The 21,612-nt window shown below is 71.9% G+C and carries 21 protein-coding genes and 1 riboswitch; of the genes, 14 read left to right on the plus strand and 7 right to left on the minus strand.

Going from position 1 to position 21,612, the window contains the following annotated elements; genetic code table 11:
• Positions 1–4: 4 nt before the first annotated feature.
• Both ACIQ8J_RS23645 and ACIQ8J_RS23650 read right to left on the minus strand, forming a co-directional pair.
• Positions 5–715, minus strand: a complete 711-nt coding sequence (locus ACIQ8J_RS23645) for a DUF5995 family protein (protein WP_403266376.1) — start codon at positions 713–715, stop codon at positions 5–7.
• A 98-nt stretch (positions 716–813) separates the two neighbouring features.
• Positions 814–2,193, minus strand: coding sequence for a uracil-xanthine permease family protein (locus tag ACIQ8J_RS23650; RefSeq protein ID WP_403266379.1), 1,380 nt, complete (start codon positions 2,191–2,193; stop codon positions 814–816).
• A gap of 247 nt (positions 2,194–2,440) precedes the next feature.
• Between ACIQ8J_RS23650 and ACIQ8J_RS23655 the strand changes: the two genes are divergently transcribed.
• The gene (locus ACIQ8J_RS23655; protein WP_403266381.1) at positions 2,441–2,890 is read left to right on the plus strand and encodes an acyl-CoA thioesterase; all 450 of its coding nucleotides are present in this window, start codon (positions 2,441–2,443) and stop codon (positions 2,888–2,890) included.
• On the opposite strand, the gene ACIQ8J_RS23660 is transcribed toward ACIQ8J_RS23655, so the two are convergent.
• Complete coding sequence (locus tag ACIQ8J_RS23660) at positions 2,850–4,064, minus strand: MFS transporter (RefSeq protein WP_403266384.1); 1,215 nt, start codon at positions 4,062–4,064, stop codon at positions 2,850–2,852. The two genes, ACIQ8J_RS23655 and ACIQ8J_RS23660, sit on opposite strands and share 41 nt — an antisense overlap.
• A 122-nt stretch (positions 4,065–4,186) precedes the next feature.
• Between ACIQ8J_RS23660 and ACIQ8J_RS23665 the strand changes: the two genes are divergently transcribed.
• The 11 genes from ACIQ8J_RS23665 to ACIQ8J_RS23715 all read left to right on the plus strand — a co-directional run bounded on the left by ACIQ8J_RS23665 (position 4,187) and on the right by ACIQ8J_RS23715 (position 14,469).
• Complete coding sequence (locus ACIQ8J_RS23665; protein ID WP_403266386.1) at positions 4,187–5,326, plus strand: ROK family transcriptional regulator; 1,140 nt, start codon at positions 4,187–4,189, stop codon at positions 5,324–5,326.
• A gap of 299 nt (positions 5,327–5,625) precedes the next feature.
• Positions 5,626–5,756: riboswitch (FMN riboswitch) on the plus strand.
• A gap of 165 nt (positions 5,757–5,921) precedes the next feature.
• A complete protein-coding gene (ribD, locus tag ACIQ8J_RS23670) occupies positions 5,922–7,010 on the plus strand; it encodes a bifunctional diaminohydroxyphosphoribosylaminopyrimidine deaminase/5-amino-6-(5-phosphoribosylamino)uracil reductase RibD (protein WP_403266389.1) in 1,089 nt (362 codons plus the stop codon).
• Positions 7,011–7,012: 2 nt separating this feature from the next.
• The gene (locus ACIQ8J_RS23675; protein ID WP_403266392.1) at positions 7,013–7,621 is read left to right on the plus strand and encodes a riboflavin synthase; all 609 of its coding nucleotides are present in this window, start codon (positions 7,013–7,015) and stop codon (positions 7,619–7,621) included.
• A 5-nt stretch (positions 7,622–7,626) separates the two neighbouring features.
• Positions 7,627–8,271, plus strand: coding sequence for a nicotinamide riboside transporter PnuC (locus tag ACIQ8J_RS23680; RefSeq protein ID WP_403266620.1), 645 nt, complete (start codon positions 7,627–7,629; stop codon positions 8,269–8,271).
• Positions 8,268–9,566, plus strand: a complete 1,299-nt coding sequence (locus tag ACIQ8J_RS23685) for a bifunctional 3,4-dihydroxy-2-butanone-4-phosphate synthase/GTP cyclohydrolase II (protein ID WP_403266394.1) — start codon at positions 8,268–8,270, stop codon at positions 9,564–9,566. Before ACIQ8J_RS23680 ends, ACIQ8J_RS23685 begins: the two co-directional genes overlap by 4 nt.
• A 32-nt stretch (positions 9,567–9,598) precedes the next feature.
• Positions 9,599–10,084, plus strand: coding sequence for a 6,7-dimethyl-8-ribityllumazine synthase (gene ribH, locus ACIQ8J_RS23690; RefSeq protein WP_399051097.1), 486 nt, complete (start codon positions 9,599–9,601; stop codon positions 10,082–10,084).
• Between the two features lie 34 nt (positions 10,085–10,118).
• Complete coding sequence (locus ACIQ8J_RS23695) at positions 10,119–10,400, plus strand: phosphoribosyl-ATP diphosphatase (RefSeq protein WP_403266397.1); 282 nt, start codon at positions 10,119–10,121, stop codon at positions 10,398–10,400.
• A 45-nt stretch (positions 10,401–10,445) separates the two neighbouring features.
• Positions 10,446–11,294 carry an ATP phosphoribosyltransferase gene (gene hisG, locus ACIQ8J_RS23700; protein ID WP_403266400.1) on the plus strand — a complete coding sequence of 283 codons (849 nt, stop codon included), beginning with the start codon at positions 10,446–10,448 and terminating at the stop codon, positions 11,292–11,294.
• A gap of 83 nt (positions 11,295–11,377) precedes the next feature.
• Entirely contained in the window at positions 11,378–11,857 is a 480-nt protein-coding gene (locus tag ACIQ8J_RS23705; RefSeq protein WP_403266623.1) for a PH domain-containing protein, read from the plus strand.
• Between the two features lie 183 nt (positions 11,858–12,040).
• Entirely contained in the window at positions 12,041–13,378 is a 1,338-nt protein-coding gene (locus tag ACIQ8J_RS23710; RefSeq protein ID WP_403266403.1) for a hemolysin family protein, read from the plus strand.
• Positions 13,375–14,469, plus strand: coding sequence for a hemolysin family protein (locus tag ACIQ8J_RS23715; RefSeq protein WP_403266406.1), 1,095 nt, complete (start codon positions 13,375–13,377; stop codon positions 14,467–14,469). The genes ACIQ8J_RS23710 and ACIQ8J_RS23715 overlap by 4 nt, the downstream gene beginning before the upstream one ends.
• 218 nt (positions 14,470–14,687) lie before the next feature.
• Here the strand turns inward: ACIQ8J_RS23715 and ACIQ8J_RS23720 are convergent, their stop codons facing one another.
• A complete protein-coding gene (locus ACIQ8J_RS23720) occupies positions 14,688–16,583 on the minus strand; it encodes an AAA family ATPase (protein ID WP_403266408.1) in 1,896 nt (631 codons plus the stop codon).
• A gap of 335 nt (positions 16,584–16,918) precedes the next feature.
• Positions 16,919–17,569 carry a uridine kinase gene (locus ACIQ8J_RS23725; RefSeq protein WP_403266410.1) on the minus strand — a complete coding sequence of 217 codons (651 nt, stop codon included), beginning with the start codon at positions 17,567–17,569 and terminating at the stop codon, positions 16,919–16,921.
• 301 nt (positions 17,570–17,870) lie between these two features.
• Here ACIQ8J_RS23725 and ACIQ8J_RS23730 point away from each other — a divergent pair, with 301 nt between their 5' ends.
• A complete protein-coding gene (locus ACIQ8J_RS23730) occupies positions 17,871–19,235 on the plus strand; it encodes a peptidase C39 family protein (protein ID WP_403266413.1) in 1,365 nt (454 codons plus the stop codon).
• A 118-nt stretch (positions 19,236–19,353) separates the two neighbouring features.
• On the plus strand, positions 19,354–19,518 hold the full coding sequence (locus ACIQ8J_RS23735; RefSeq protein WP_403266416.1) for an SCO1431 family membrane protein: 165 nt from the start codon (positions 19,354–19,356) through the stop codon (positions 19,516–19,518).
• A gap of 112 nt (positions 19,519–19,630) precedes the next feature.
• Here the strand turns inward: ACIQ8J_RS23735 and ACIQ8J_RS23740 are convergent, their stop codons facing one another.
• Together ACIQ8J_RS23740 and ACIQ8J_RS23745 are read right to left on the minus strand one after the other, a co-directional pair.
• The gene (locus ACIQ8J_RS23740; RefSeq protein ID WP_403266418.1) at positions 19,631–20,512 is read right to left on the minus strand and encodes a hypothetical protein; all 882 of its coding nucleotides are present in this window, start codon (positions 20,510–20,512) and stop codon (positions 19,631–19,633) included.
• Positions 20,509–21,528 (minus strand): DUF6114 domain-containing protein, encoded by a 1,020-nt coding sequence (locus ACIQ8J_RS23745; protein WP_403266421.1) that lies wholly within the window; start codon positions 21,526–21,528, stop codon positions 20,509–20,511. The genes ACIQ8J_RS23740 and ACIQ8J_RS23745 overlap by 4 nt, the downstream gene beginning before the upstream one ends.
• Between the last annotated feature and the right edge of the window lie 84 nt (positions 21,529–21,612).

The following is a 21,612-nucleotide window of genomic DNA, read 5'->3' on the forward strand; positions in this document are numbered from 1 at the left end:
CTCCTCAGTCGGAACGAGAAAGCGGTGTGAGCAGGCACCGGTTCACAAGGCCGACGCCCGAGTCCAACCGATCTGTGAACTCCTGGACGAGGCCCGGAAGTTCCCGCAGTTGCCACAGCACTCTCGCCGCGGACCAGGAGGCTTCCCGGGCCCGCTCCAGGCTCCAGGACGCGAGGAGGTGGGTCAGAGGATGGGCCACCTCCAACAGGTCGGGCCCCGGCATGAGTTCCTCGCGGATCCGCTCCTCCAGGGCCGCGAGCGTGTCGCCCACGCGGTCGAAGTCCCGTTCCAGAGCGGCGGGTTCGACGCCGAGCCGGCGGCAGCTGTCCATCACGGCGAGCGCCAGGTCGTGCCCGATGTGCGCGTTGATCCCGGCCAGCGCGAACTGCAGGGGATGGACGCCGGGATGGCGCCGGTACTGGAACAGCGGGCGCCAGCAGTCCGGCGGGCGCCGCCCGGCCGACGCCGCGTCCACGGCCGCGAGATAGCGCGCCGCGAACAGCACGTCGAGGGTGGCCGCGGCCCGTGGATCGCCGAACGCGCCGCGTCCGAGGAGCCGGGCGATCTCCTCGGTGACTTCCAGATAGACCCGGTTGAAGACCGCGATGCCGTCCCGGGCCGGCAGATCGGCCCGCAGCGCGCGCATCCGCCGCACCACGGGGCCGAGCGGCGCGGCGAACCGGTCGGCGTGCGGAAGGTGTCCGGTCTGCGTCATGGGGGCAGCGTCCCAGCCCGCCGCCGCGCCGAGCGCCGCCGGACCCGGGCTTGACCGGAACGGATGAATACGCGGCCGGTGGGCGGCCCGTCGGCTTCCTACGCCTCGTTCGTCTCGTACGACGATGTGCCCGAATCGAGCAGCGGCTCCTGCTGCTTGAGGTGGGCCGGGGCCAGTGCGCGCAGCACGTGGTAGCCGGTGATGACCACGATCGTGCCGAGTGCGATGCCGCTGAGCTGGAAGTTCTCGGTGAACTTCAGGGTGACGCCGCCGACGCCGATGATGATGCCCGCGGCGGCCGGCACCAGGTTCAGCGGATTGCGCAGATCGACCTTGGCGTTGATCCAGATCTGCGCGCCGAGCAGGCCGATCATGCCGTACAGGATGACGGTGATGCCGCCGAGGACGCCGCCGGGGATGGCCGCGACGACCGCGCCGAACTTGGGGCACAGACCGAAGAGCAGCGCGAATCCGGCGGCGGCCCAGTAGGCGGCGGTCGAGTAGACGCGGGTGGCGGCCATGACGCCGATGTTCTCGGAGTACGTGGTGTTGGGCGGGCCGCCGACCGCGGTCGACAGCATGGACGCGGCGCCGTCGGCGGCGATCGCGGTGCCCAGCTGGTCGTCGAGGTCGGCGCCGGTCATCTCGCCGACGGCCTTGACGTGTCCGGCGTTCTCCGCGATCAGGGCGATGACGACGGGCAGCGCGACGAGGATCGCGGACCATTCGAAGCTCGGGGCGTGGAAGGCCGGCAGTCCGATCCAGTCGGCCTTGCCGACGCCCGAGAGGTCGAGGCGCCAGTGGTCCACGGCCGCCGGGCCGCCGTGCACCGAGTGGATCTTCCCGAAGACCCGGTCGAGGAGCCAGGAGACGGCGTACCCGAAGATCAGCCCGAGGAAGATCGCGATCCGGGAGAAGAAGCCGCGCAGGCACACCACGGCCAGACCGGTGAACAGCATCACCATGAGCGCCGTCCACTGGTCCTGCGGCCAGTACGTGGACGCGGTGACCGGCGCCAGGTTGAAGCCGATCAGCATGACGACGGCGCCCGTGACGATCGGCGGCATCGCGGCATGGATGATCCGCGCGCCGAACCGCTGCACGGCGACACCCGCGAAGAAGAGCACCACGCCGACGACGAAGACCGCGCCGGTGACGGTGGCGCTGGTGCCGCCGGTCGCCCGGATCGCGGCGGCGACGCCGACGAAGGACAGCGAGCAGCCGAGATAGCTGGGCACCCGCCCCTTGGTGGCGAGCAGGAAGATGACCGTCGCGATGCCGGACATCATGATCGCGAGGTTCGGGTCGAGGCCCATGAGGACGGGGGCCACGAAGGAGGCACCGAACATCGCCACCACATGCTGGGCGCCGAGGCCGATGGTGCGCGGCCAGGAGAGCCGTTCGTCGGGGCGTACGACGGCTCCTGGAGCGGGGGTCCGCCCGTCGCCGTGCAAGGTCCAGCGCACGCCGAGACGCATGGGGTCGCTCCAGTTCGTCCGTAGGTGTCGGTGATTCGACAGGGTGATTCGGCAAGGTTGATTCGAAAAGTCCAGGCCAAATGTTAATGCCGGACCGAGGGGGCGCTCCTTTCGCGGGCCGACGCCCGCGCTCCAACCCGGCGGCCCCACCCGGGCAGGGTGTATGAGCGTTTGCTTAGGATGGCTGGAAATCGCCTCGTCGGCATCTCGCCGCCGGCCTCGGACCAGCAGCTCAGGAGCCCCGCCCGTGACCGCCGAAACCCTGCCCGTCTCCTATGGCTGCCTGGTCCCCGTCGCCGTCCACTTCGACGATCTCGACGCGCTCGGACTGCTGCACAACGCCCGCTACCCGGTGCTGGTCGAGCGCGCCTGGACCGGCTACTGGAACGAGCGCGGCTACGGCTTCGACGGGGACTGGGTGGCGGCCGGGGACTCGTGCAACGCCGTCAAGGAACTGCGCATCGGCTACGAGGCGCCGGTCAGCCGCCCCGGCGGGTACGCCGTCCACCTCTGGCTGGAGCGACTCGGCAGGACCGGCCTGACGTACGGCTTCCGCTTCTGCTCGGCCGACGGTTCGCGGACGTACGCCCACGGCACCCGGGTGCTCGTCCGCCTCGACCCGGCCGAACTGCGCCCCACGCCCTGGAGCGACCGGTTCAGGGCCGACGGGCAGGCGCTGCTGCGTCCGCGGAGCTGACCGCCGTCTGCGGGCGGGCACCCGCCCGCAGGACCCGGGCCCCCGCGACGAGTCCGAGACCGAGCACCGTCACCAGGCCGAACGACACCACGAGCGAGGTCAGATCCGCGATCGAACCGATCGCGGACGGCGCGACCAGGCCCGAGGTGTACGTGATGGTCGCGACGCCCGCGATGGCCTGACTCGGGTTGGGACCGCTGCGCCCCGCCGCCGCGAAGGCGAGCGGCACGACGACCGCCACGCCCAGGCCCAGCAGCGCGAATCCGCTCATCGCCGCCGCGGGGCCCGGCGCGACCACCACGAGCAGCCCGCCGAGCGTGGCCAGAACACCTCCGCCGCGCACCGTCCGCACCGCGCCGAAACGGTCGACCACCTTGTCACCGGCGATCCGCGCCACCGCCATGGTCAGGGTGAACGCGGTGGTGCAGGCCGCCGCCGCCCCGGCCGAACTGCCGAGCTCGTCACGCAGATAGACCGCCGACCAGTCCAGGCTGGCGCCCTCCGCGAACACCGCGCAGAACCCCACCAGGCCGATGACCAGCGCCGACCTGGGCGGCAGCGTGAACCGCGGCGGCGGTGCCGCACCGGGCGAGCTGCGCAGATCGAGCACGCCCCGGCAGGCGGCGAGGCCGAGCAGGGTGAGCGTGGCGGCGGCGACCACGTGGTGCAGCCGCGCGTCGGCCCCCAGGTGCGCGGCCAGCGTGCCGGCCGCCGAGCCGATCAGCGCCCCCGCGCTCCACATGCCGTGCAGACCCGACATGATCGAACGGCCGAGGCGGTTCTCGGTCTCCACGCCCAGCGCGTTCATCGCCACGTCCGCCATGCCCGCGGTCGCGCCGTACACGAAGAGCGCCGCGCACAATGTGTAGACGTTCGGGGCGAGCGCGGGCAGCGCCAGGGCCAGCGTCCACAGGGCGAGCAGCCCGCGCAGCGCGGTGCGGGCGCCGAACCGGTGGGTGACGGCGCCGGACAGCGGCATCAGCAGGGACGAGCCGATCGCCGGGAAGGCGAGTGCGATGCCTAGCCGGCCGGTGGACACCCCGGCGTGCTCCTGGATCCAGGGGACCCGGGTGGCGAAGTTGCCGGTGACCGCGCCGTGCACACAGAAGACTGCGGCGACCGCGATCCTCGCCCGCCTCAACTGCCGTTGATCCAGAGCCGGTTCGGCTGTCATCGGCCGCATTCCCCCTCCCCCGGGGCGGCCTCCCCGCCGCCGCGCCGTAAACTATCAGGAACCCTGCCTGATAAATAGAACGGGCGGCAACCGGCTTTCGGCGATCTGGAAGGATTCCCGGCATGCCCGCATCTCCGAGCACCGCACGGGTCATCAACGACCAGCTCGCCCTGCGCCTCCTGCAGGACGAGGGCCCGTTGACGGCAGGCCAGTTGAAGAAGCTCACCGGACTGTCCCGGCCCACCGTCGCCGACCTCGTGGAACGCCTCCAGGATGCGGGTCTGGTCCATGTCGTGGGGGAGTCCGGCGCCGAGCGGCGCGGCCCCAACGCCCGGCTGTACTCCATCGTCGCCGACCGGGCCCATCTCGCGGCCCTGGACGTCCGCACCCGCAGCGTCTCCCTCGTCGTCGCCGATCTGCTGGGCCGGACGCTGGCCGAGGCGACGCTGCCGATCGAGCCGGACGCCGGCACGGGGCCCGTCGTCGAGCAGGCCGTCGCGCTGCTTGAGCGCACGGCCAAGGAGGCGGGCGCGGAGCGGCTGCACAGCGTGGGCATCGGCGCCCCCGGCCTGATCGACCCGGCGAGCGGCGAACTGCGCGACACCGGCGGGCTGCCCGGCTGGCACCGCGAACTCGCCTCCGTACTCGCGCGCCGCCTGAGCGCCGCCGTCCTGGTCGAGAACGAGACCAATCTGGCCGCCGTGGCCGAGCAGCGGCTCGGCGCGGCCCGCGGGCAGGACACCTTCGTGCTGCTCTGGCTCGGGCAGGGCGTCGGCGCCGCCGTCGTCCTGGACGGGAAGCTGCGCCGGGGCGCCTCGGGCGGGGCGGGGGAGATCGGCTTCCTGCCGGTGCCCGGCACCGGCGCACTGCCGTCGGCGACCGGCTGCGACGGGGGCTTCCATGAACTGGTGCACGCGGGCGCGGTCACCCGGCTCGCTGCCGAACACGGCCGGACGGGCGGCGGGCAGGCGGCGGTACGCGACGCCGACGGACCGTTCCTCGACGCGCTGGCCGAACGGATCGCCATCGGGGCGGCGAGCGTGGTCGCGGTCCTCGACCCCGGTCTGATCGTCCTGGGCGGTGAACTGGGCCACGCGGGCGGGGAGTTGCTCGCCGCCCGGGTGCAGCACCGGCTCGCCGGTCTCACTCCGCTCGCCACCGAGGTCAGACCCAGTGGGCTCGGCGACCGCGCGGTGCTGTGCGGCGCCCTGCTGACCGCGCGGGACGCGGCCCAGGACGAGCTCTTCGCTCCCAAGCCGTAGGAGAACTCCGGGAGTACGAGCCCGACGGCGGCCAAGGGCCGGGAGACCGCCGCCGGGCGTCAGGGGCCGCGCACACCGGCAGGGCCTCTCCTGGGAGGTGACGCAGAGATTAAGAGGACTAGACCATTGCGTCAAGAGGTGGGACCGGACGCGTCGCCGGGCCCGTACCGGAAGGGGAGGGGCCTCTTCCCGGCGTCCGGCTTGAGACTCGCTCGAATCCGGCACCTTGTGAGCCAGGCCACAACCGTTCACTCGCATGGCCCTCGATCGGGCGTGGCACACTGGCCGTGTACCAGCAGCAGCGCACTCCGGGGTCGGTGTAATTCCGAACCGGCGGTAATAGTCCGCGACCCGTCCGCATCCAGCGGCCGGTTGATCAGGTGAAATTCCTGGACCGACGGTGAAAGTCCGGATGGGAGGCAGTGCGCGGCGGGCGGACCGTTCCACGGTCGCGTCGGCCGTCTGTTACCGGTCGCCATCCAGGGCACCGGTCTCTTTCGGCCATGGCGTGAGCTGTGCGCGATGGTCCCGTTTCCCGCTCTCTGTCGTCATCGACAGGCCCCGGAGTCCGTGCCCGAAGAGGCAGGAGGACCCGGTGGACACCGCAGCCGACGCAGACGCCATGCGACGGGCCATTGAGCTCGCCGCGCGCGGACTCGGCTCCACCAGCCCCAACCCGGTCGTCGGATGCGTCATCACCGACGCCTCGGGCGCACTCGTCGGCGAGGGCTTCCACCAGCGGGCCGGCGGCCCGCACGCCGAGGTCCACGCCCTCGAAGCCGCAGGCGGCAAGGCCCGCGGCGGCACCGCCTACGTCACCCTCGAACCCTGCAACCACACCGGCCGCACCGGCCCCTGTGTCCAGGCGCTCATCGAGGCCGGCGTCACCCGCGTCTTCTACGCGGTCGGCGATCCAAACCCCCAGGCCACCGGCGGCGCCGACACGCTGCGCGCGGCCGGCGTCCAGGTCGAGCGGGGCCTCCTCGCCGCCGAGGCCGAGGCGGTCAACACCGCCTGGCTCACCTCCGTACGGCTCGGCCGCCCCCACGTCACCTGGAAGTACGCGGCGACGCTCGACGGCCGGATCGCCGCCGCCGACGGCACCAGCCGCTGGATCACCTCCCCCGAGTCCCGCGCCGACGTCCACCGGCTGCGCGCCGAGTCCGACGCCGTGGTCGTCGGCTCCGGCACCGCCCGCACCGACGACCCGCACCTCGCGGTCCGCGGCATCGAAGGAGCAACTCAGCCCCTTCGGCTGGCAGTTGACACCAATGCCACCGCCGTCAAGGCGGGCGCCCGCATCCTCGACGGCGCCGCGCCCACCCTGATCGCGGTCGCCGAGGACGCCGACGCGGCCCACCTGCCCGAAGAAGCGGTCGTGCGCATCCCGCGCGCCGCCGCCGGACTGGACGTCGCGGCCCTGCTCGCCGCCCTGCACGCGCGGGGCGTGCGCTCCGTACTCCTCGAAGGCGGCCCGGCACTGGCCGGCGCCTTCGTCGCCGCGGGCGCCGTCGACAAGGTCGTCGGCTACCTCGCGCCCGTCCTGCTCGGCGCCGGGCCCGCTGCCCTCGCCGACGCCGGAATCTCCACCATCGCCGAGGCGTTGCGTCTCGACATCAGCGAGACCGTGCGCATCGGCCCCGATCTGCGCATTACTGCCACCCCTTCCGTCAAGGAGCGTTGAGCGTGTTCACCGGAATCGTCGAAGAGCTGGGTGAGGTCACCGCCATCGAGAACCTCGGTGACGCCTCCCGCTTCCGTCTGCGCGGCCCCGTCGTCACCGAGGGCGCCGGCCACGGCGACTCGATCGCCGTCAACGGCGTGTGTCTGACCGTCGTGGAGTTCGGGGGCGGCGAGTTCACCGCGGACGTGATGGACGAGACGCTGAAGCGCTCCAGCCTCGGCGCCCTCGAAGTCGGCTCCCGGGTCAACCTGGAGCGGCCCATGGCCGTCGGCGGCCGGCTCGGCGGGCACATCGTGCAGGGCCACGTCGACGGCACCGGCACGGTCGTGGCGCGCACGCCCTCCGAGAACTGGGAGATCGTCAAGATCTCGCTTCCCGGTGACCTCTCCCGGTACGTCGTGGAGAAGGGCTCCATCACCGTGGACGGCGTCAGTCTCACCGTCGTGGAGGCCGCCGCCGACTACTTCACCATCAGCCTCATCCCGACCACCCTCGCGCTGACCACGCTCGGCATCAAGCAGCCCGGCGACCCGGTCAACCTGGAGGTCGACGTCATCGCCAAGTACGTCGAGCGGCTGCTCGGCGCGAGCCACGGGGGGAACGCCAAGTGAGCGCAGTGAACTGGCTGAACGGTGAGGCCTTCACGGTCTTCGGGCAGCACATCAAGTGGTCGGACATGATCGGCAACACGATCGGGCTCGTCGCCCTCGCGCTCGGCTGGCGGCGCTCCATATGGACCTGGCCCGCCCAGTTCGTGTCGGGCCTCATCCTGTTCGTGGCCTTCGCCGCCGGACACCTCTCCGGCAGCGCGGGCAAGCAGGTCGTGGTGATGGCCGTGGCCGCCGGCGGCTGGCTCGCCTGGAGCCGCGGCAGGCAGCAGGCGCAGGACGGCACCATCGCCGTACGGTTCGCCACCTGGCGGGAGCGGGCCTTCCTGCTCGGCGGCGCCGCCCTCGGCACGGTGGCCGTCGCGGGCCTCTTCACCGCCTACCCGTCGCTGTCCTGGGACCCGTGGCCCGACGCCTACGTCTTCGTCGGCACCGTCGTCGCCATGTTCGCCCAGGCCCGGGGCATGGTCGAGTTCTGGTTCGCCTGGCTGCTCGTCGACCTCGTGGGCGTGCCCCTCAACTTCGCCAACGGCTACGCCTTCTCCGGTTTCGTCTACGTCATTTACGGCGCGCTCGTCCTGTGGGGCATGCGCGACTGGTGGCTGCGCTCGCGCACGAGCGTCAAGCCCGTCCTGGAAGGAGCGACGGCATGACCACGCACGCACCCACCTGGTACTCCACCGACAACCGCGAGGACCTCGCCCTCGACCCCGTCGAGCAGGCCATCCGCGACATCGCGGCCGGCCGGCCCGTGGTCGTCGTGGACGACGAGGACCGCGAGAACGAGGGCGACCTCGTCATCGCCGCCGAGAAGGCCACTCCCGAGATCGTCGCCTTCATGATGAGCGAGTGCCGCGGCCTGATCTGCGCGCCCATGGAGGGCGAGGCGCTCGACCGGCTCCAATTGCCGCAGATGGTCGACCACAACACCGAGTCGATGAAGACGGCCTTCACCGTCTCCGTCGACGCGAGCGCCGCGCACGGCGTGAGCACCGGCATCTCCGCCGCCGACCGCGCCACCACGCTGCGCCTGCTCGCCGACGGCCGGTCCGGCGCCGACGACTTCGTACGCCCCGGCCACGTCTTCCCGCTGCGCGCCAAGCCCGGCGGCGTGCTCGTCCGCAACGGCCACACCGAGGCCGCGGTCGACCTCGCCCGGCTCGCCGGGCTCGCCCCGGCCGGCGCCATCGTCGAGATCGCGGGCGAGGACGGCGTGATGCTGCGGCTTCCCGAGCTCGTCCCGTTTGCCCGCAAGCACGGACTGTCGATCATCTCCATCGAGGACCTGATCGCCTACCGGCGCTCCTCGGAACCGACCGTCCGCCGCGAGGCCGAGGTCCATCTGCCCACCGCCTCCGGTGAGTTCACGGCGTACGGCTACCGCTCCACCGTCGACGGCGTCGAGCACGTCGCCCTCGTCCACGGCGAGCTCGGCGACGGCGAGGACATCCTGGTCCGGGTCCACTCCGAGTGCCTGACCGGCGACATCTTCTCCTCCCTGCGCTGCGACTGCGGCCCCCAGCTCCAGGCCTCCATGGAACGCATCACCGAAGCCGGCCGCGGCGTGGTGGTCTACCTGCGCGGCCACGAGGGGCGCGGCATCGGCCTCCTGTCCAAGCTGCGGGCGTACGAACTCCAGGAGCGCGGCCGCGACACCCTGGACGCCAACCTGGAGCTCGGCCTGCCCGCCGACGCCCGCGACTACGCGGCGGGCGCCCAGATCCTCGCCGACCTCGGCGTGCACAGCCTGCGGCTCATGACCAACAACCCCGACAAGATCACCGCGCTCGTACGGCACGGCCTGAAGGTGTCGGGACGCGAGGCCATGCCCGTCCAGGCGGGCGAGCACAACCTGCGGTACCTGCGGACCAAGCGGGACCGGATGGGTCACGACCTGCCGTGGCTGGACACCGACCCGACGTCGATGTCCGCCTGCGGCAACCAGTAGAAGCACACCCGAGAAACACCTGAGGAGAGCACGTGAGTGGCAAGGGCGCACCCGAACTGTCCGTACGCAACTGCGGAGACCTCCGTGTCGCCGTGATCGCGGCACAGTGGCACGAAAAGGTGATGGACGGACTCGTCGACGGCGCGCTGCGCGCCCTGCACGAACTCGGCATCGACGAGCCGACGCTGCTGCGCGTCCCCGGCAGCTTCGAACTGCCGGTCGTGGCGAAGGTGCTCGCGGGCCGCGGCTACGATGCCATCGTCGCGCTCGGCGTCGTCATCAGGGGCGGCACCCCGCACTTCGAGTATGTGTGCCAGGGTGTCACCAACGGACTCACCCAGGTCAGCGTCGACACCGGCGTACCCGTCGGTTTCGGCGTGCTGACCTGCGACACCGAGGAGCAGGCCCTGGACCGGGCCGGCCTCGAAGGGTCGAACGAGGACAAGGGGCATGAAGCGGTCACCGCCGCCGTGGCCACCGCGACCACGCTGCGCACCGTCAGCGAACCCTGGCGCTGAGCGAGCAACCCCACCCCTTACCCTAAGAAGCATCATGGCGAACAAACCCTCCAAGAGCTTCGAAGAGCTCTTCACGGAGCTCCAGCTCAAGGCCGCCCATGGCGACCCGTCCACCTCCCGCACCGCCGAGCTGGTGGACAAGGGCGTGCATGCCATCGGCAAGAAGGTCGTCGAGGAGGCCGCCGAAGTCTGGATGGCCGCCGAGTACGAGGGCAAGGAAGCCGCCGCCGAGGAGATCTCGCAGCTGCTGTACCACGTCCAGGTGATGATGGTCGCGCGCGGGATCTCCCTCGACGACGTCTACGCCCACCTCTGAGCACGCCCGCACTTCCCACATCACCGAACTAAGGAAGCTGACCTCATGCTGCGCATCGCCGTCCCCAACAAGGGTTCACTGTCCGGACCTGCGTCGGCGATGCTCCATGAGGCCGGCTACCAGATGCGCAAGGAGTCGAAGGAGCTCGTCCTCGTCGACCCCGAGAACGAGGTCGAGTTCTTCTACCTGCGCCCCAAGGACATCGCGATCTACGTGTCCGCGGGCAGGCTCGACATCGGCATCACCGGCCAGGACCTCCTGGTCGACTCCGGTGCGAACGCCGAGGTGATCCTGCCGCTCGGCTTCGCCCGCTCCACCTTCCGCTACGCCACCAAGCCCGGCACCGCGAGCGGCATCGCCGACTTCGGCGGCATGACGATCGCGACCTCCTACGAGGGCATCGTCGCCAAGCACCTCGCGGACAGCGGCGTCGACGCCGCTGTCGTCCACCTCGACGGCGCCGTCGAGACCGCCATCGAGCTGGGCGTCGCCCAGGTCATCGCGGACGTCGTGGAGACCGGCACCTCGCTGCGCAACGCGGGCCTCGAAGTCATCGGCGAGCCGATCATGAAGTCCGAGGCGGTCGTCATCCGCCGCACCGGCGCCACCGCCGACGACCCGAAGGTCCAGCAGTTCCTGCGCCGCCTCCAGGGCGTCCTGGTGGCCCGCAGCTACGTGATGATGGACTACGACTGCCGCGCCGAGCACTTGGAGCGCGCCGTCGCCCTCACCCCGGGCCTGGAGTCGCCGACGATCTCCCCGCTGCACAACGAGGGCTGGGTGGCGGTCCGCTCGATGGTCCCCGCCAAGGACTCCCAGCGGGTCATGGACGACCTGTACGAGCTGGGCGCCCGCGCGATCCTCACCACGGCCATCCACGCCTGCCGCCTCTGAGAGCCCGCTCCGTGTCCGGACCCCGGGGTTCGGACACGGGCTCCGACGCCCGGCCCGCGACAGCAACGAAAGCGAACGACACCGTGTCCGCCCCCGCGCCCCAACCGCCCGTCCTGCCGGTCACGTTCAGGCCGACCCGCACCCGGGCAGTCCTGCTGATCAGCGGAGCCGCCATGTTCGTCGCCATGACGGCGATGTCGCTGCTCCTGGAGGGCCTGAGCGGGGGCGAGCGGGGCAGCTTCATCCTCATGGCCGCCCTGTTCCTCGGGGTGCTCGTACTGCTCAGCAGGCCCAAGGTCGTCGCAGACGACGCGGGCGTCACGGTCGTCAACCTCACCGCCAGGCGCCGGCTCGCCTGGGCGGAGATCCTCCGGGTGAACCTCCGTCCGGGCGACCCCTGGGTCTTCCTCGACCTCAGCGACGGCACCAGCCTGCCCGCGCTCGGCATCCAGCCCGGAATCGGCAAGGCCCAGGCGATCCGCGACGCCAAGGCGCTGCGCGCGCTCGCCGAAGTCCACGGGACGCACGCCGATTCACCCGGCGCGGCTCACGACAACGGCTGAGCCCCCTGCCCCACCTGGCACCATCTTGATTACTCTGATGTCGGCGGCGCCGAGTGCGCCCCGTCCCGCACACGGGCCTGCATCATCGGCCGCGGGGCACCAGCGACCCGAGGAGTGACTCCCTCCAGCAATGGACGGATCGTCCGGTAGTACCTGCGCCGCCCCCTCCCAGGAGGCGGCGGCATGACCATCACGCTTCTGCTGCTCGCCGCGGCATTCCTGCTGATCCTCGCCAACGGCTTCTTCGTGGCGGCCGAATTCGGCCTGGTCACCGTCGACCGGCCGGACGCCGAGCGCGCCGCCGCCGAGGGCGACCGCCGGGCCCGCACCGTGGTGGAGGCCCTGCGCGAGCTGTCCTTCCAGCTCTCCGGCACCCAGCTCGGCATCACCATCACCTCGCTGGTCGTCGGCATGCTCGCCGAGCCGGCACTCGCCGACCTGCTCGACGGGCCGATCGGCGCCACCGGCCTCCCGGCCGGCGCCGCCTCCGGCATCAGCGTCGTCCTCGGCATGCTGCTCGCCGCCGCCGTCCAGATGGTGATCGGCGAGCTCGTCCCGAAGAACTGGGCGGTCTCCCGGCCGCTCCAGGTGGCCCGCTTCGTCGCCGGACCGCAGAACCGCTTCTCGCGGCTCTTCCGCCCGGTGATCGCCCTGCTCAACGCCGTGGCCAACCGCCTGGTGCGGGCGCTCGGGGTGGAACCCGCCGACGAGCTGGCCTCCGCCCGCACCCCCGGCGAACTGGCCTCCCTGGTCAAGCACTCGGCGCTGGCCGGCGCGCTGGAACAGGACACCGCCGACCTCTTCGTACGGACCCTCTCGCTCGGCCACCTCACCGCCGAGAACGTGATGACCCCGCGCGTCAAGGTCAGCGCCCTGCAGACCACCGCGACCGCCGCCGACGTCCTCAACCTCACCCGGGCCACCGGACTCTCCCGCTTCCCGGTCTACCGGGACCGGATCGACGAGGTCGTCGGCATGGTCCACCTCAAGGACGCACTCGCGGTGCGTCCGCCGGAGCGGCTGCGCACCCCGGTCGGCCTGATCGCCGTGCCGCCGCTGCTCGTCCCGGAGACCCTGCCGGTGCAGCAGCTCCTCGAACGGCTGCGCAGCGAACAGCCCATAGCCGTCGTCGTGGACGAGTACGGCGGCACGGCCGGCGTGGTCACCCTCGAAGACATCGTCGAGGAACTGGTCGGCGAGGTGCGCGACGAACACGACCGCGCGGACGCCGCCCGCCCCGAACTGGCCGTGGTGGCCGGCGAGGACGGCCGCCCCGCCTGGGAGGCCGACGGCAGCTGCCGGATCCTCTCGCTGAGCCGGATAGGCCTCGCCGCACCCGAGGGCCCGTACGAGACCGTCGCCGGACTGGTCGCCGACCTGCTCGGCCGGATCCCGGTACCGGGCGACCGGGTCGAGCTGCCCGGCTGGCGGATCCAGGTCCGCCAGGTGGAGCGGTACCGCGCGGAACGGGTCCGCTTCGTGCGGGCGGCCGACGTGCCGGTGGCGGAGGCCGTCCGATGAGCCTGCTCCAACTCCTGTTCGCGCTGCTCCTCGTGCTCGCCAACGGCTTCTTCGTCGGCGCCGAGTTCGCACTCGTCTCCGTACGCCGCAGCCAGATCGAACCGCTCGCCGGTGAATCCGCGCGGGCCCGCCAGGTGCTGCACGGCCTGGAGAACCTGCCGCAGATGATGGCGGCCGCCCAATTCGGCATCACCGTCTGCTCGTTGACGCTCGGCGCGGTCGCCGAGCCGACCGTGGCCCGGCTCCTCGAACCCGTCTTCCAGGCGGCCCGGCTGCCCGAGGGCCTGGTCCACCCGCTCGGCTACGTCATCGCCCTCGCCCTGGTGGTCTCCCTCCACCTCGTCATCGGCGAGATGGTCCCGAAGAACCTGGCGATGGCGGCGCCCGAGAAGACCGCGCTCTGGTTCAGTCCGGGCCTGGTCGCCTTCGCGCGGGTCTGCAAGCCCGTGACGATCGCGCTCGGCGCCTGCGCACGGCTGATCCTGAAGCTCTTCCGGGTCGAGCCGAAGGACGAGGTGGAGGCCGTCTTCACCAGCGTCCAGCTCGGCCGGCTCGTCGAGGACTCCGGCCAGGCCGGGCTGCTCGCGCCCGAGGCCCAGGAACGCCTGGAGGACGCCCTGGAGCTGGGCAGCCGCCCGGTGACGGACGTCCTGCTCGACCGGGCCTCGCTCATCACGGTCGGCTGCTCGGTCACGCCCCGGGAGCTGGAGGAGCTGACGGTACGCACCGGATACTCCCGCTTCCCGGTGTGCGCGGAGGGCGGCGCCTTCATGGGCTTCCTGCACGTCAAGGACGTACTCGACGTGGAGGACCGGGAGCGCGCGGTGCCGCAGCAGCTGTGGCGGCCGCTCGCCGTGCTGCGCGCCGAACTGCCCCTGGACGACGCCCTGACGGTGATGCGCCGCGCGGCCGCCCACCTCGCCCAGGTCGCGGACGGCTCGGGCCGGGTGCTCGGCCTGGTCGCCCTGGAGGACGTCCTGGAAATGCTGGTGGGCGAGGTCCGCGACCCCGCCCACCGCGAGGAGCCCACCCCCCTGACGCGCTTCGCCGAACCCCGCAGCGAACAGGCGGAACAGGCGCTGGCTCGCTAGGGCCTGTCCGGTGGGTCTGGCCGCCTTCGGTCCGGGCCGCCCTTTCGGCGCTGGTGAGCGGGGGCGTGGCACGTGCAGCTGCAAGGCGGAGGAGGGCGGCGACGCGATGGGGGTCCCCCCCTGCTCGTCAAGAGCTTGGGGGAGTCGGCAACCGACGACAACGCCGCAGATGGGCGTGCCACGCCCCCGCGGCCCAGGCAAGACCCACCGGACAGGCCCTAGAGCGGTTCCTGCGGGTCGCGGCGCGTGGGGCCGCGACCCGACAGGACCTCTCCGTACGCCTGCATCAGGTCGGGCAGCCGCAGGGTGGACAGATCGTCCCGGGTGGGTGTCGACGGGTACATCGACAGCCTCAAGTCGCGGTAGGCGCAGCTCTTCTCGTACAGGGTGCGCAGGAAGCGGCCGTTGCCGAGCTCGTCGATCCAGCCCTGGTCGACCACGTGCCCGCTGATCGAGCGCAGCTCCTCCAGCGCCTCCTCGTCCCAGACGTCCCCGTTCTCACCCGCGAGCACCTCGCCGATCGAGGTGAGTTCGAGCGGCCGGTAGGAGGGGAAGTCGACGCGGGTGGTGAAGCGGGAGGACAGGCCGGGGTTGGCGGCGAGCAGCCGGTCCATCCCCTCGGGGTAGCCCGCGAGGATGACCACCAGGTGGTCGCGGTTGTCCTCGGCGCGCTTGAGGAGCACCTGGAGCGCCTCGTCGCCGTACGCATCGCCCTTGCTGTAACCGGAGTTGGAGAGCGAGTACGCTTCGTCCACGAAGAGGACGCCGCCCAGCGCCGAGTCGATCAGCTCATTGGCCTTGACGGCCGTCTGACCGAGGAACTCGCCGACCAGATCGGCTCGTTGGGCCTCCACCAGATGATCGCCGCCGAGCAGTCCGAGCGCGTAGAAGACCCGGCCCAGGATGCGGGCCACGGTGGTCTTGCCGGTGCCGGAGGGGCCGGAGAAGACAAAGTGACGTTTCGGCGGCTGCACCGGCAGCCCCTGACTGGCCCTGAGCCGCGCCATGTTGAGCTGCGCGGAGAGCGCCTTTACCTGACGCTTGACCGGTTCGAGGCCGACCATCCGCTCCAGCTCGGCGAGCGCTTCGGCGAGCAGCACGGCGTCGGTGGGCCCGGCCGGGAACTGCGGAGGGCCGGGCTGCGCCGGCACGCCCGGCTTCTCCCGTACGCCGTCGGGCAGGGCCCGGGGCGCCCCGGGCGGCGGCAATTGCGGCTCCCCGCCGGGTCTGAGCTCGCGGCCCTCGGGTGGATCGAGGCCGAGGGCGGCTTCGGCGTCCGCCTCCACGGTGTCGCCGAAGCCGGACAGGGCGACCGCGGCTAGATCGGGGGAGTCCTCGGAGCCGTCGAACCCGTCGTTCTCGGTGATCGCGGTGAGCCGTGCCGCGGTGTCCATGAACGCCGGGTCGACCCGGTGCACAGCCCGGTACAGGGGGAGCGCCGCGGCCGAGCGCCCGGTGCCCTCGTGGGCGCGGGCCAGCCAGTAGCGCAGCTCCTTGCGCTGGGGCTGTTCACTGCGGCAGCGCATCAGCGCGGCCGAGAGCAGCGGCTCGGCCTGGCCGAACATCTCCAGGCGGACCCGGGCCATCCCGCCGAACAGCCCGGCCTCGATGCCGAGCAGCGGATCGTCCACCAACGGCTCGGTGTGGCGGACGAGTTGCTCCCAGTCCTTGACGAGATAGGCGCGGCAGGCGTGCAGGAAGCGCACCTGCGGATCGGCGTCTACGGGCGGCAGACCCGCCAACGCCCGGTCCAGCTCCGGGACATGGCGTCCGTCCAGCCAGTGCGAGGCGTGGGCGAGCAGCAGATCGCGCGGGCTCTCCAGGACCGGCTGCACCCACCAGCCCAGCCAGTACCAGGAGTTGAGGGTCCTTCGGTGCCCGGCCCGCTGTTCACCGAAGCGGGCACGGTGGCGGTACATGCGAAGCAGCGCGGTCGTGGTGTCCACGCGCAGCGCGTGCAGTCCCAGCCAGCCGTCCGCCATGGCGGGATCGAGGCGCACGGCCGTGCGGAACTCCTCCTCGGCCTGCGGATAGGCGCCCATGGTGTACGCATCCACACCGCGCAGCCAGGCGAGATCGGCCGGGGCGTGCGCGCCCGTAGTGCCGAAGTCCATCACGTCCCCCACCACCGTGCCCCGTGCTGAACCGCCAATTCATACAAGGGAATTGACGGGAGTTGACCGCACCGATGTGCATCGTACCTGCGGGAAGGCCTGCTGCCGAAGGGGGTGCGCGGGGCGCTCTGGTGGTGACCCAGGGTGAGCACAGTGCCCTGCGTGACGGGCCCGATGCGGAAATTTGGGGCAGAACGAAGCCCCCGATCACGGGGGAACAACCGGGGGCTTCGCGTCTGCGGCGGCTTCGGAAAGCCGCACATTGAGAACGTAAGACCTGTATGGCCCCCGGGTCAAGCGGAGTTGAGGCACTCTCGAGGCTGTTTTGCGCCGGTTCAGAGTGGTGGGGTGAGCTCGTCACGCTCGGTGATGGCGCGGTTCGCGCGTGCTGCCGAATCGGGTCCCGGGAGCCACTCGTACCCCTCCCGTCCCTGACGTACCAAGGCGTCGGCGAAGGGTCTCGACGGGTCCTCGGTGAAATGGCGCATCTCCGCCTGCGTCCAGTCGTCCCAGAAAGCGGAGAGTCCGATTCCGTCGCGTTGGCGACCCCGTACCCAGGAGGCTTCCGCGTCGAGCTCCATCCACAGCAGCAGGGCCAGCGAGGGCCGCAGCGCCCGGCGGCCGGCCCCCACCCCCTCGATCAGCACCACGGGCGCGGGCTCCAGGGTGCGGGCCGCCCCGAAGCGCCGGAGGTTCCAGTCGTACGGGTCGTAGCGCGCGGCCTCGCCGCGCTCGAAGGGGACGAGCACCTGCCGGCGGAACCGGTCCGTCCAGCCGAAGAACTCCTCGTGGGTGGCCAGATCGTCGAGGTGCAGCACCGGCGCCCCGTCCAGTGCCTCCGCGAGCCGCGCCGCGAACGTGGACTTCCCGGAGCCCGCGTGCCCGTCGACGCCGACCAGCCGCACCGGGCCGCAGGACGGAGTCAACGCGCGGATGCGGACGGCCAGTTCGCAAAGATCGGTCTCGGGGTGCGGGGTGCCGTTCATGCGTGCTTCCTGATTCTGCGGTGGCCGGTGCGGATCGGTGCGGGGCGGCGCCTGCGTACCCGCAGGTCGGCCCATGGGACTTTGACCGTACCCGGTGGCCGGTGCGGAGCCGGTGTGCCGCTTCGGGTCCGGGTGCGAGGGCGCGGGTCATCGGCAGCCCCGCAGGTCATGTCAGTGGTCGAGACCAATATTGGCGGCGGGACGCGGGGCGAATCACTGGCCGAAGGGCCCCCGGACCCGCGATAGTTGGCCCGCCGACGTGCGCCCGCCGCCCCATCCGTGACCGACTGGGGGTCCCACCGTGACCAGCTCCACCCCGCGCAGAACCGTCCTCGCCGCAGCCGTCGCCATCGCGGCCGGTGCCGCCGTGACCGCCTCGGTCGGTCCGGCGGCGGCCTCCGGCGGCGCGTCCCGGCCGAGGCCGGCCCCGAAGCTCGTGGACAACCGTGCCTGGACCTCGCACGCCCAGTGGTGCTCGGGCAGCGCCGACGGGGTGCGCGCCGAAAGGGGCCGCCGTCCCGGCATCGTCATCGACGCGCCCGCCGGAAGCACCGCCTACACCGACCCGCACACCCACAAGACCGCCACCTGGGAGTACGCGAGCTGGACCTCGCCGGTGCACCGCTCGACCGTCCCCGCCACCGAGGCCGTCGCCCACTGGAACGCGCACACCCCGCCCGGCACCTGGCTCCAGGTCGAACTGCTCGGCACCTATACGGACGGCACCGCCACCCCGGCGTACGTCATGGGCCGCTGGACGGCGGGCGACGGCGACAGCGACATCCGGCGCACCTCCGTCGACGGCCAGAGCGACGGCAGGAGCTCCATCTCCACCGACACCTTCGCGATCGACACCCCGGCCGGGGGCCTGCGCCTGGCCGCCTACCAGCTGCGGGTCACCCTCTACCGCCTCCCGGGCAGCGGCCTCACGCCCACCGTGTGGCGGCTCGGGGCCATGGCCTCCGACATCCCGGACCGGTTCACGGTGGACGCCTCGACCCCGGGATTCGCGGGCGAACTGGAGGTGCCGCGCTATTCGCAGGAGATCCACAAGGGCCAGTACCCGCAGTACGACAACGGCGGCGAGGCCTGGTGCAGCCCCACCTCCTCGGAGATGATCGTCGAGTACTGGGGGCGCAAGCCCGGCGCGGCCGACCTCGCCTGGGTCGATCCGTCCTACGCCGACCCGCAGGTCTGCCAGGCCGCCCGGCGCACCTACGACTACCAGTACGCGGGCTGCGGCAACTGGCCCTTCAACGCCGCGTACGCCGCCACGTACCAGGACATGAGCTCGGTGGTGACCCGGCTGCGGTCGCTCACCGACCTGGAGACGCTGATCCGCGCCGGCATCCCCGCCATAACGTCCCAGTCCTTCCTGAAGACCGAGCTGACCGGCGCGGGCTACGGCACCTCGGGGCACCTGATGACGGTGATCGGCTTCACCGACGACGGCGACGTGATCGCCAACGACCCGGCCTCGGCGGACGACGCCGCCGTGCGCCGCGTCTACAAGAGGCGCGAGTTCGAGAACATCTGGCTGCGGACCAAGCGCCACAACGCGAGCGGGAAGGTGGTGTCCGGCACAGGGGGCGTCTGCTACCTGTACTGGCCCGCGCGCCCGACGGCCGGGCAGCGCAAGGCGCTCGCCGCCGTGGGCATCGGCTGAGCGGCCACCGGCCCCGGGGGCAGTGACGAACGTCTCTCCCCCGGGGGACCGATCCGCTGGCACTGTGGAGAGGTCACCCGGGGGGACCGTGCACCGCCACACGACCGAGTGAGTTCCCATGACCCTGCCTGCCACCACCGCCGACGACCCCCGAGCGCTGGCCGAGCTCCGCGCCCGCACCGGCGGCCCCAAGGACACCGGTCCCAAGATCCTGGAGCACGTCCTCGGCTGGACCCTCGTGGTGGTGCTCGCGATGCTGGTCACGCAGTCGGGCCTGCTCTGAGCGGTCGCGTGAAAGTCCGGTGCGGTTGACCGGTGCGGTCAAGGGGCGCGGGGAACCGCGCGACCAGCCACGGCCGGCCCACCGCCGACGCATGCCACGTCCCGAGGAGCGCTCAGTACGTGGGCTCCAGGTCGAGCTCGGCCTTCCAGTGCCGCTTGGGGACGCCGACCAGACCGTAGAGCAGCCGCACCGGTGAACGCCGGGCCAGCAGGGCGCAGCCCGCCACCGCGGCGAAGACCGCGAGGCCCAGCGGCCACCCCGCGAGGTGGATCAGCAGGCTCGCCCCGAGGGCGCCGGCGAACGGCAGCCCGTAGACCCCGGCCGCCGCGATGGCGACCGCGAGCACCCTCGCCACCCCCCGGTCCTCGTCCGCGCCCGGCAGCTCCCAGCCCTCCATCAGCCAGCCGATCTCCGTGATCAGCATCGTGCCGATCACCGCGGCCCCGAGGACGAGCAGGGCGAGGAACGTCCCCGAGGTCAGGAAGTGCAGCAGATGGTTGACCACGCTGTCCTTCGCCCAGTCCCGGTAGGCCCCCTGGCTCGTGGTCAGCAGCCGGCGGTAGCCACTCCCGTCCCAGCCGTGGACGAGCACCCCGAACAGCAGGAAGTGCGCGCCCACGCACTGGAGGTACGCCCAGTAGCCCGCCCCCACGAGCACGAGCGACTGTGCCACGAGGAAGCCGAGCAGTGCGGCGACGACGGTGCCACCGGCGTAGAACAGCACGAACCCGGCCCAGATCCCGTGCTGGTCGCGGGCCACCTGCATGGTCGCCCACGACGGGTTCTGCCACATCATGAAGAGTCCGGTGGGCACCAGGAGCACGGCCGCGAACAGCACGGTCAGCATCAGGTACGGGTTGGCGGCGCGGCTGCGGGTGCGCACGCCCTCCTCGTGCACCGAGCGCTGCCACCACTGGAGTTGGCGGGCCGCCGAGACGGCGAAGGTCGCGCCGGTTCCGTACGCCCAGAAGAGCGCGGCCTGGATCTGGATCACGATGCCCCCAGGGTCAGTCCGTTCGCGACGATCAAGTCCGAGGTGACCAGGGCCTGTTCGGCCGTGACGTCGGTCATGAAGACGAACGGCGGGACGATCGGCGGCACCGGCAAGGTGTTGGGATCGAAGGTCAGACAGAGCAGCCCTTCGAGGCAGCCGCTGAACTTGGTGAGGTAGAGCGTCACATCACCGCTGAGGTCCAACGAGCTTGCACCGAGGGCGAGTTCGTCGTGGCCGTCGTGGGTCCTGAGCCGGTAGTCGGTGAGTGAGGCCGACTTCATCCTGAGGACCATGGCCTTGAGAGGGCCGTGCGCGGTGGGCACGGTCGTCACCCCGGCGAGCAGGAAGCCGTCGGGGGCGAAGCGGGTGGTGGTGATGGTCGGCGGAACCGCCGGCGCGGAGACCGAGCGGGGCTGTGCAGCTTGGGCGATTGCCGTCCGGGCTGCCGTGCCGGGCTCGGGCGCCTGCGCGAGGGGCCGGCCGCCGAGGGTGATGAGCAGGGCGACGGGCAGGGCCGCGGCGAGGGTGCGCTGGGTGCGGGCGTTCGGCGGGTGCGCCGCGGGTTCCTCCTTCGGGGTCCAGCCGAAGCCCATCGCGCTGCCCGCGATCCCCAGCGCCATCCCGACCAGGAACCCGCCGAGGTTGGTGGCCGCGAACGACAGCACGGACAGGATCAGGGCGTTGACGGACACGTAGTGCCGGGTGTGCGGCAGGAACCACAGGAAGAGCCCGGCGACGGCCAGGGCGAGCCCGATGCCGATCGCGGCGATGCCGCCGAGCCCGAGGCTGACCAGGATGGTCAGCGGCGACAGCGGCACGACGAGCAGTTCGATGCCGCCGAGCAGGAGGAAGAGCCCCGCCCAGAAGGGCCGCGTCCGCCGCCACCCCCGGAACACGCGCCGGGCCTCGGGCAGTGGCAGCCGCGCATCGAGCCATGCCCCGGGCCCCGCACCGGCCGAGCCGTACGAAGCCGTACCCCAGGAGGCCCGGCCGGGTCCACGAGCGGAGGACGCCACACTCCGGCCCCTCCGGGCCCCCGCGCCTGCGCCGGTGTGGGCCCCCGTCCCTTCGCTAGTACGGGGTCCCGCGCCCTCGCCGCT

The sequence above is a fragment of the Streptomyces sp. NPDC094147 genome (genome assembly GCF_044764265.1).
Lineage (GTDB): Bacteria > Actinomycetota > Actinomycetes > Streptomycetales > Streptomycetaceae > Streptomyces.

Bases quoted from the DNA above. Each gene is read 5' to 3' on its own strand.
- ACIQ8J_RS23650 (WP_403266379.1), bottom strand. From the start codon at position 2,193: ATGCGTCTCGGCGTGCGCTGGACCTTGCACGGCGACGGGCGGACCCCC.
- ACIQ8J_RS23715 (WP_403266406.1), top strand. From the start codon at position 13,375: ATGAGCCTGCTCCAACTCCTGTTCGCGCTGCTCCTCGTGCTCGCCAAC.
- ACIQ8J_RS23665 (WP_403266386.1), top strand. From the start codon at position 4,187: ATGCCCGCATCTCCGAGCACCGCACGGGTCATCAACGACCAGCTCGCC.
- ACIQ8J_RS23695 (WP_403266397.1), top strand. From the start codon at position 10,119: ATGGCGAACAAACCCTCCAAGAGCTTCGAAGAGCTCTTCACGGAGCTC.
- ACIQ8J_RS23645 (WP_403266376.1), bottom strand. From the start codon at position 715: ATGACGCAGACCGGACACCTTCCGCACGCCGACCGGTTCGCCGCGCCG.
- hisG (WP_403266400.1), top strand. From the start codon at position 10,446: ATGCTGCGCATCGCCGTCCCCAACAAGGGTTCACTGTCCGGACCTGCG.
- ACIQ8J_RS23725 (WP_403266410.1), bottom strand. From the start codon at position 17,569: ATGAACGGCACCCCGCACCCCGAGACCGATCTTTGCGAACTGGCCGTC.
- ACIQ8J_RS23685 (WP_403266394.1), top strand. From the start codon at position 8,268: ATGACCACGCACGCACCCACCTGGTACTCCACCGACAACCGCGAGGAC.
- ACIQ8J_RS23720 (WP_403266408.1), bottom strand. From the start codon at position 16,583: ATGGACTTCGGCACTACGGGCGCGCACGCCCCGGCCGATCTCGCCTGG.
- ACIQ8J_RS23735 (WP_403266416.1), top strand. From the start codon at position 19,354: ATGACCCTGCCTGCCACCACCGCCGACGACCCCCGAGCGCTGGCCGAG.
- ACIQ8J_RS23710 (WP_403266403.1), top strand. From the start codon at position 12,041: ATGACCATCACGCTTCTGCTGCTCGCCGCGGCATTCCTGCTGATCCTC.
- ACIQ8J_RS23660 (WP_403266384.1), bottom strand. From the start codon at position 4,064: ATGACAGCCGAACCGGCTCTGGATCAACGGCAGTTGAGGCGGGCGAGG.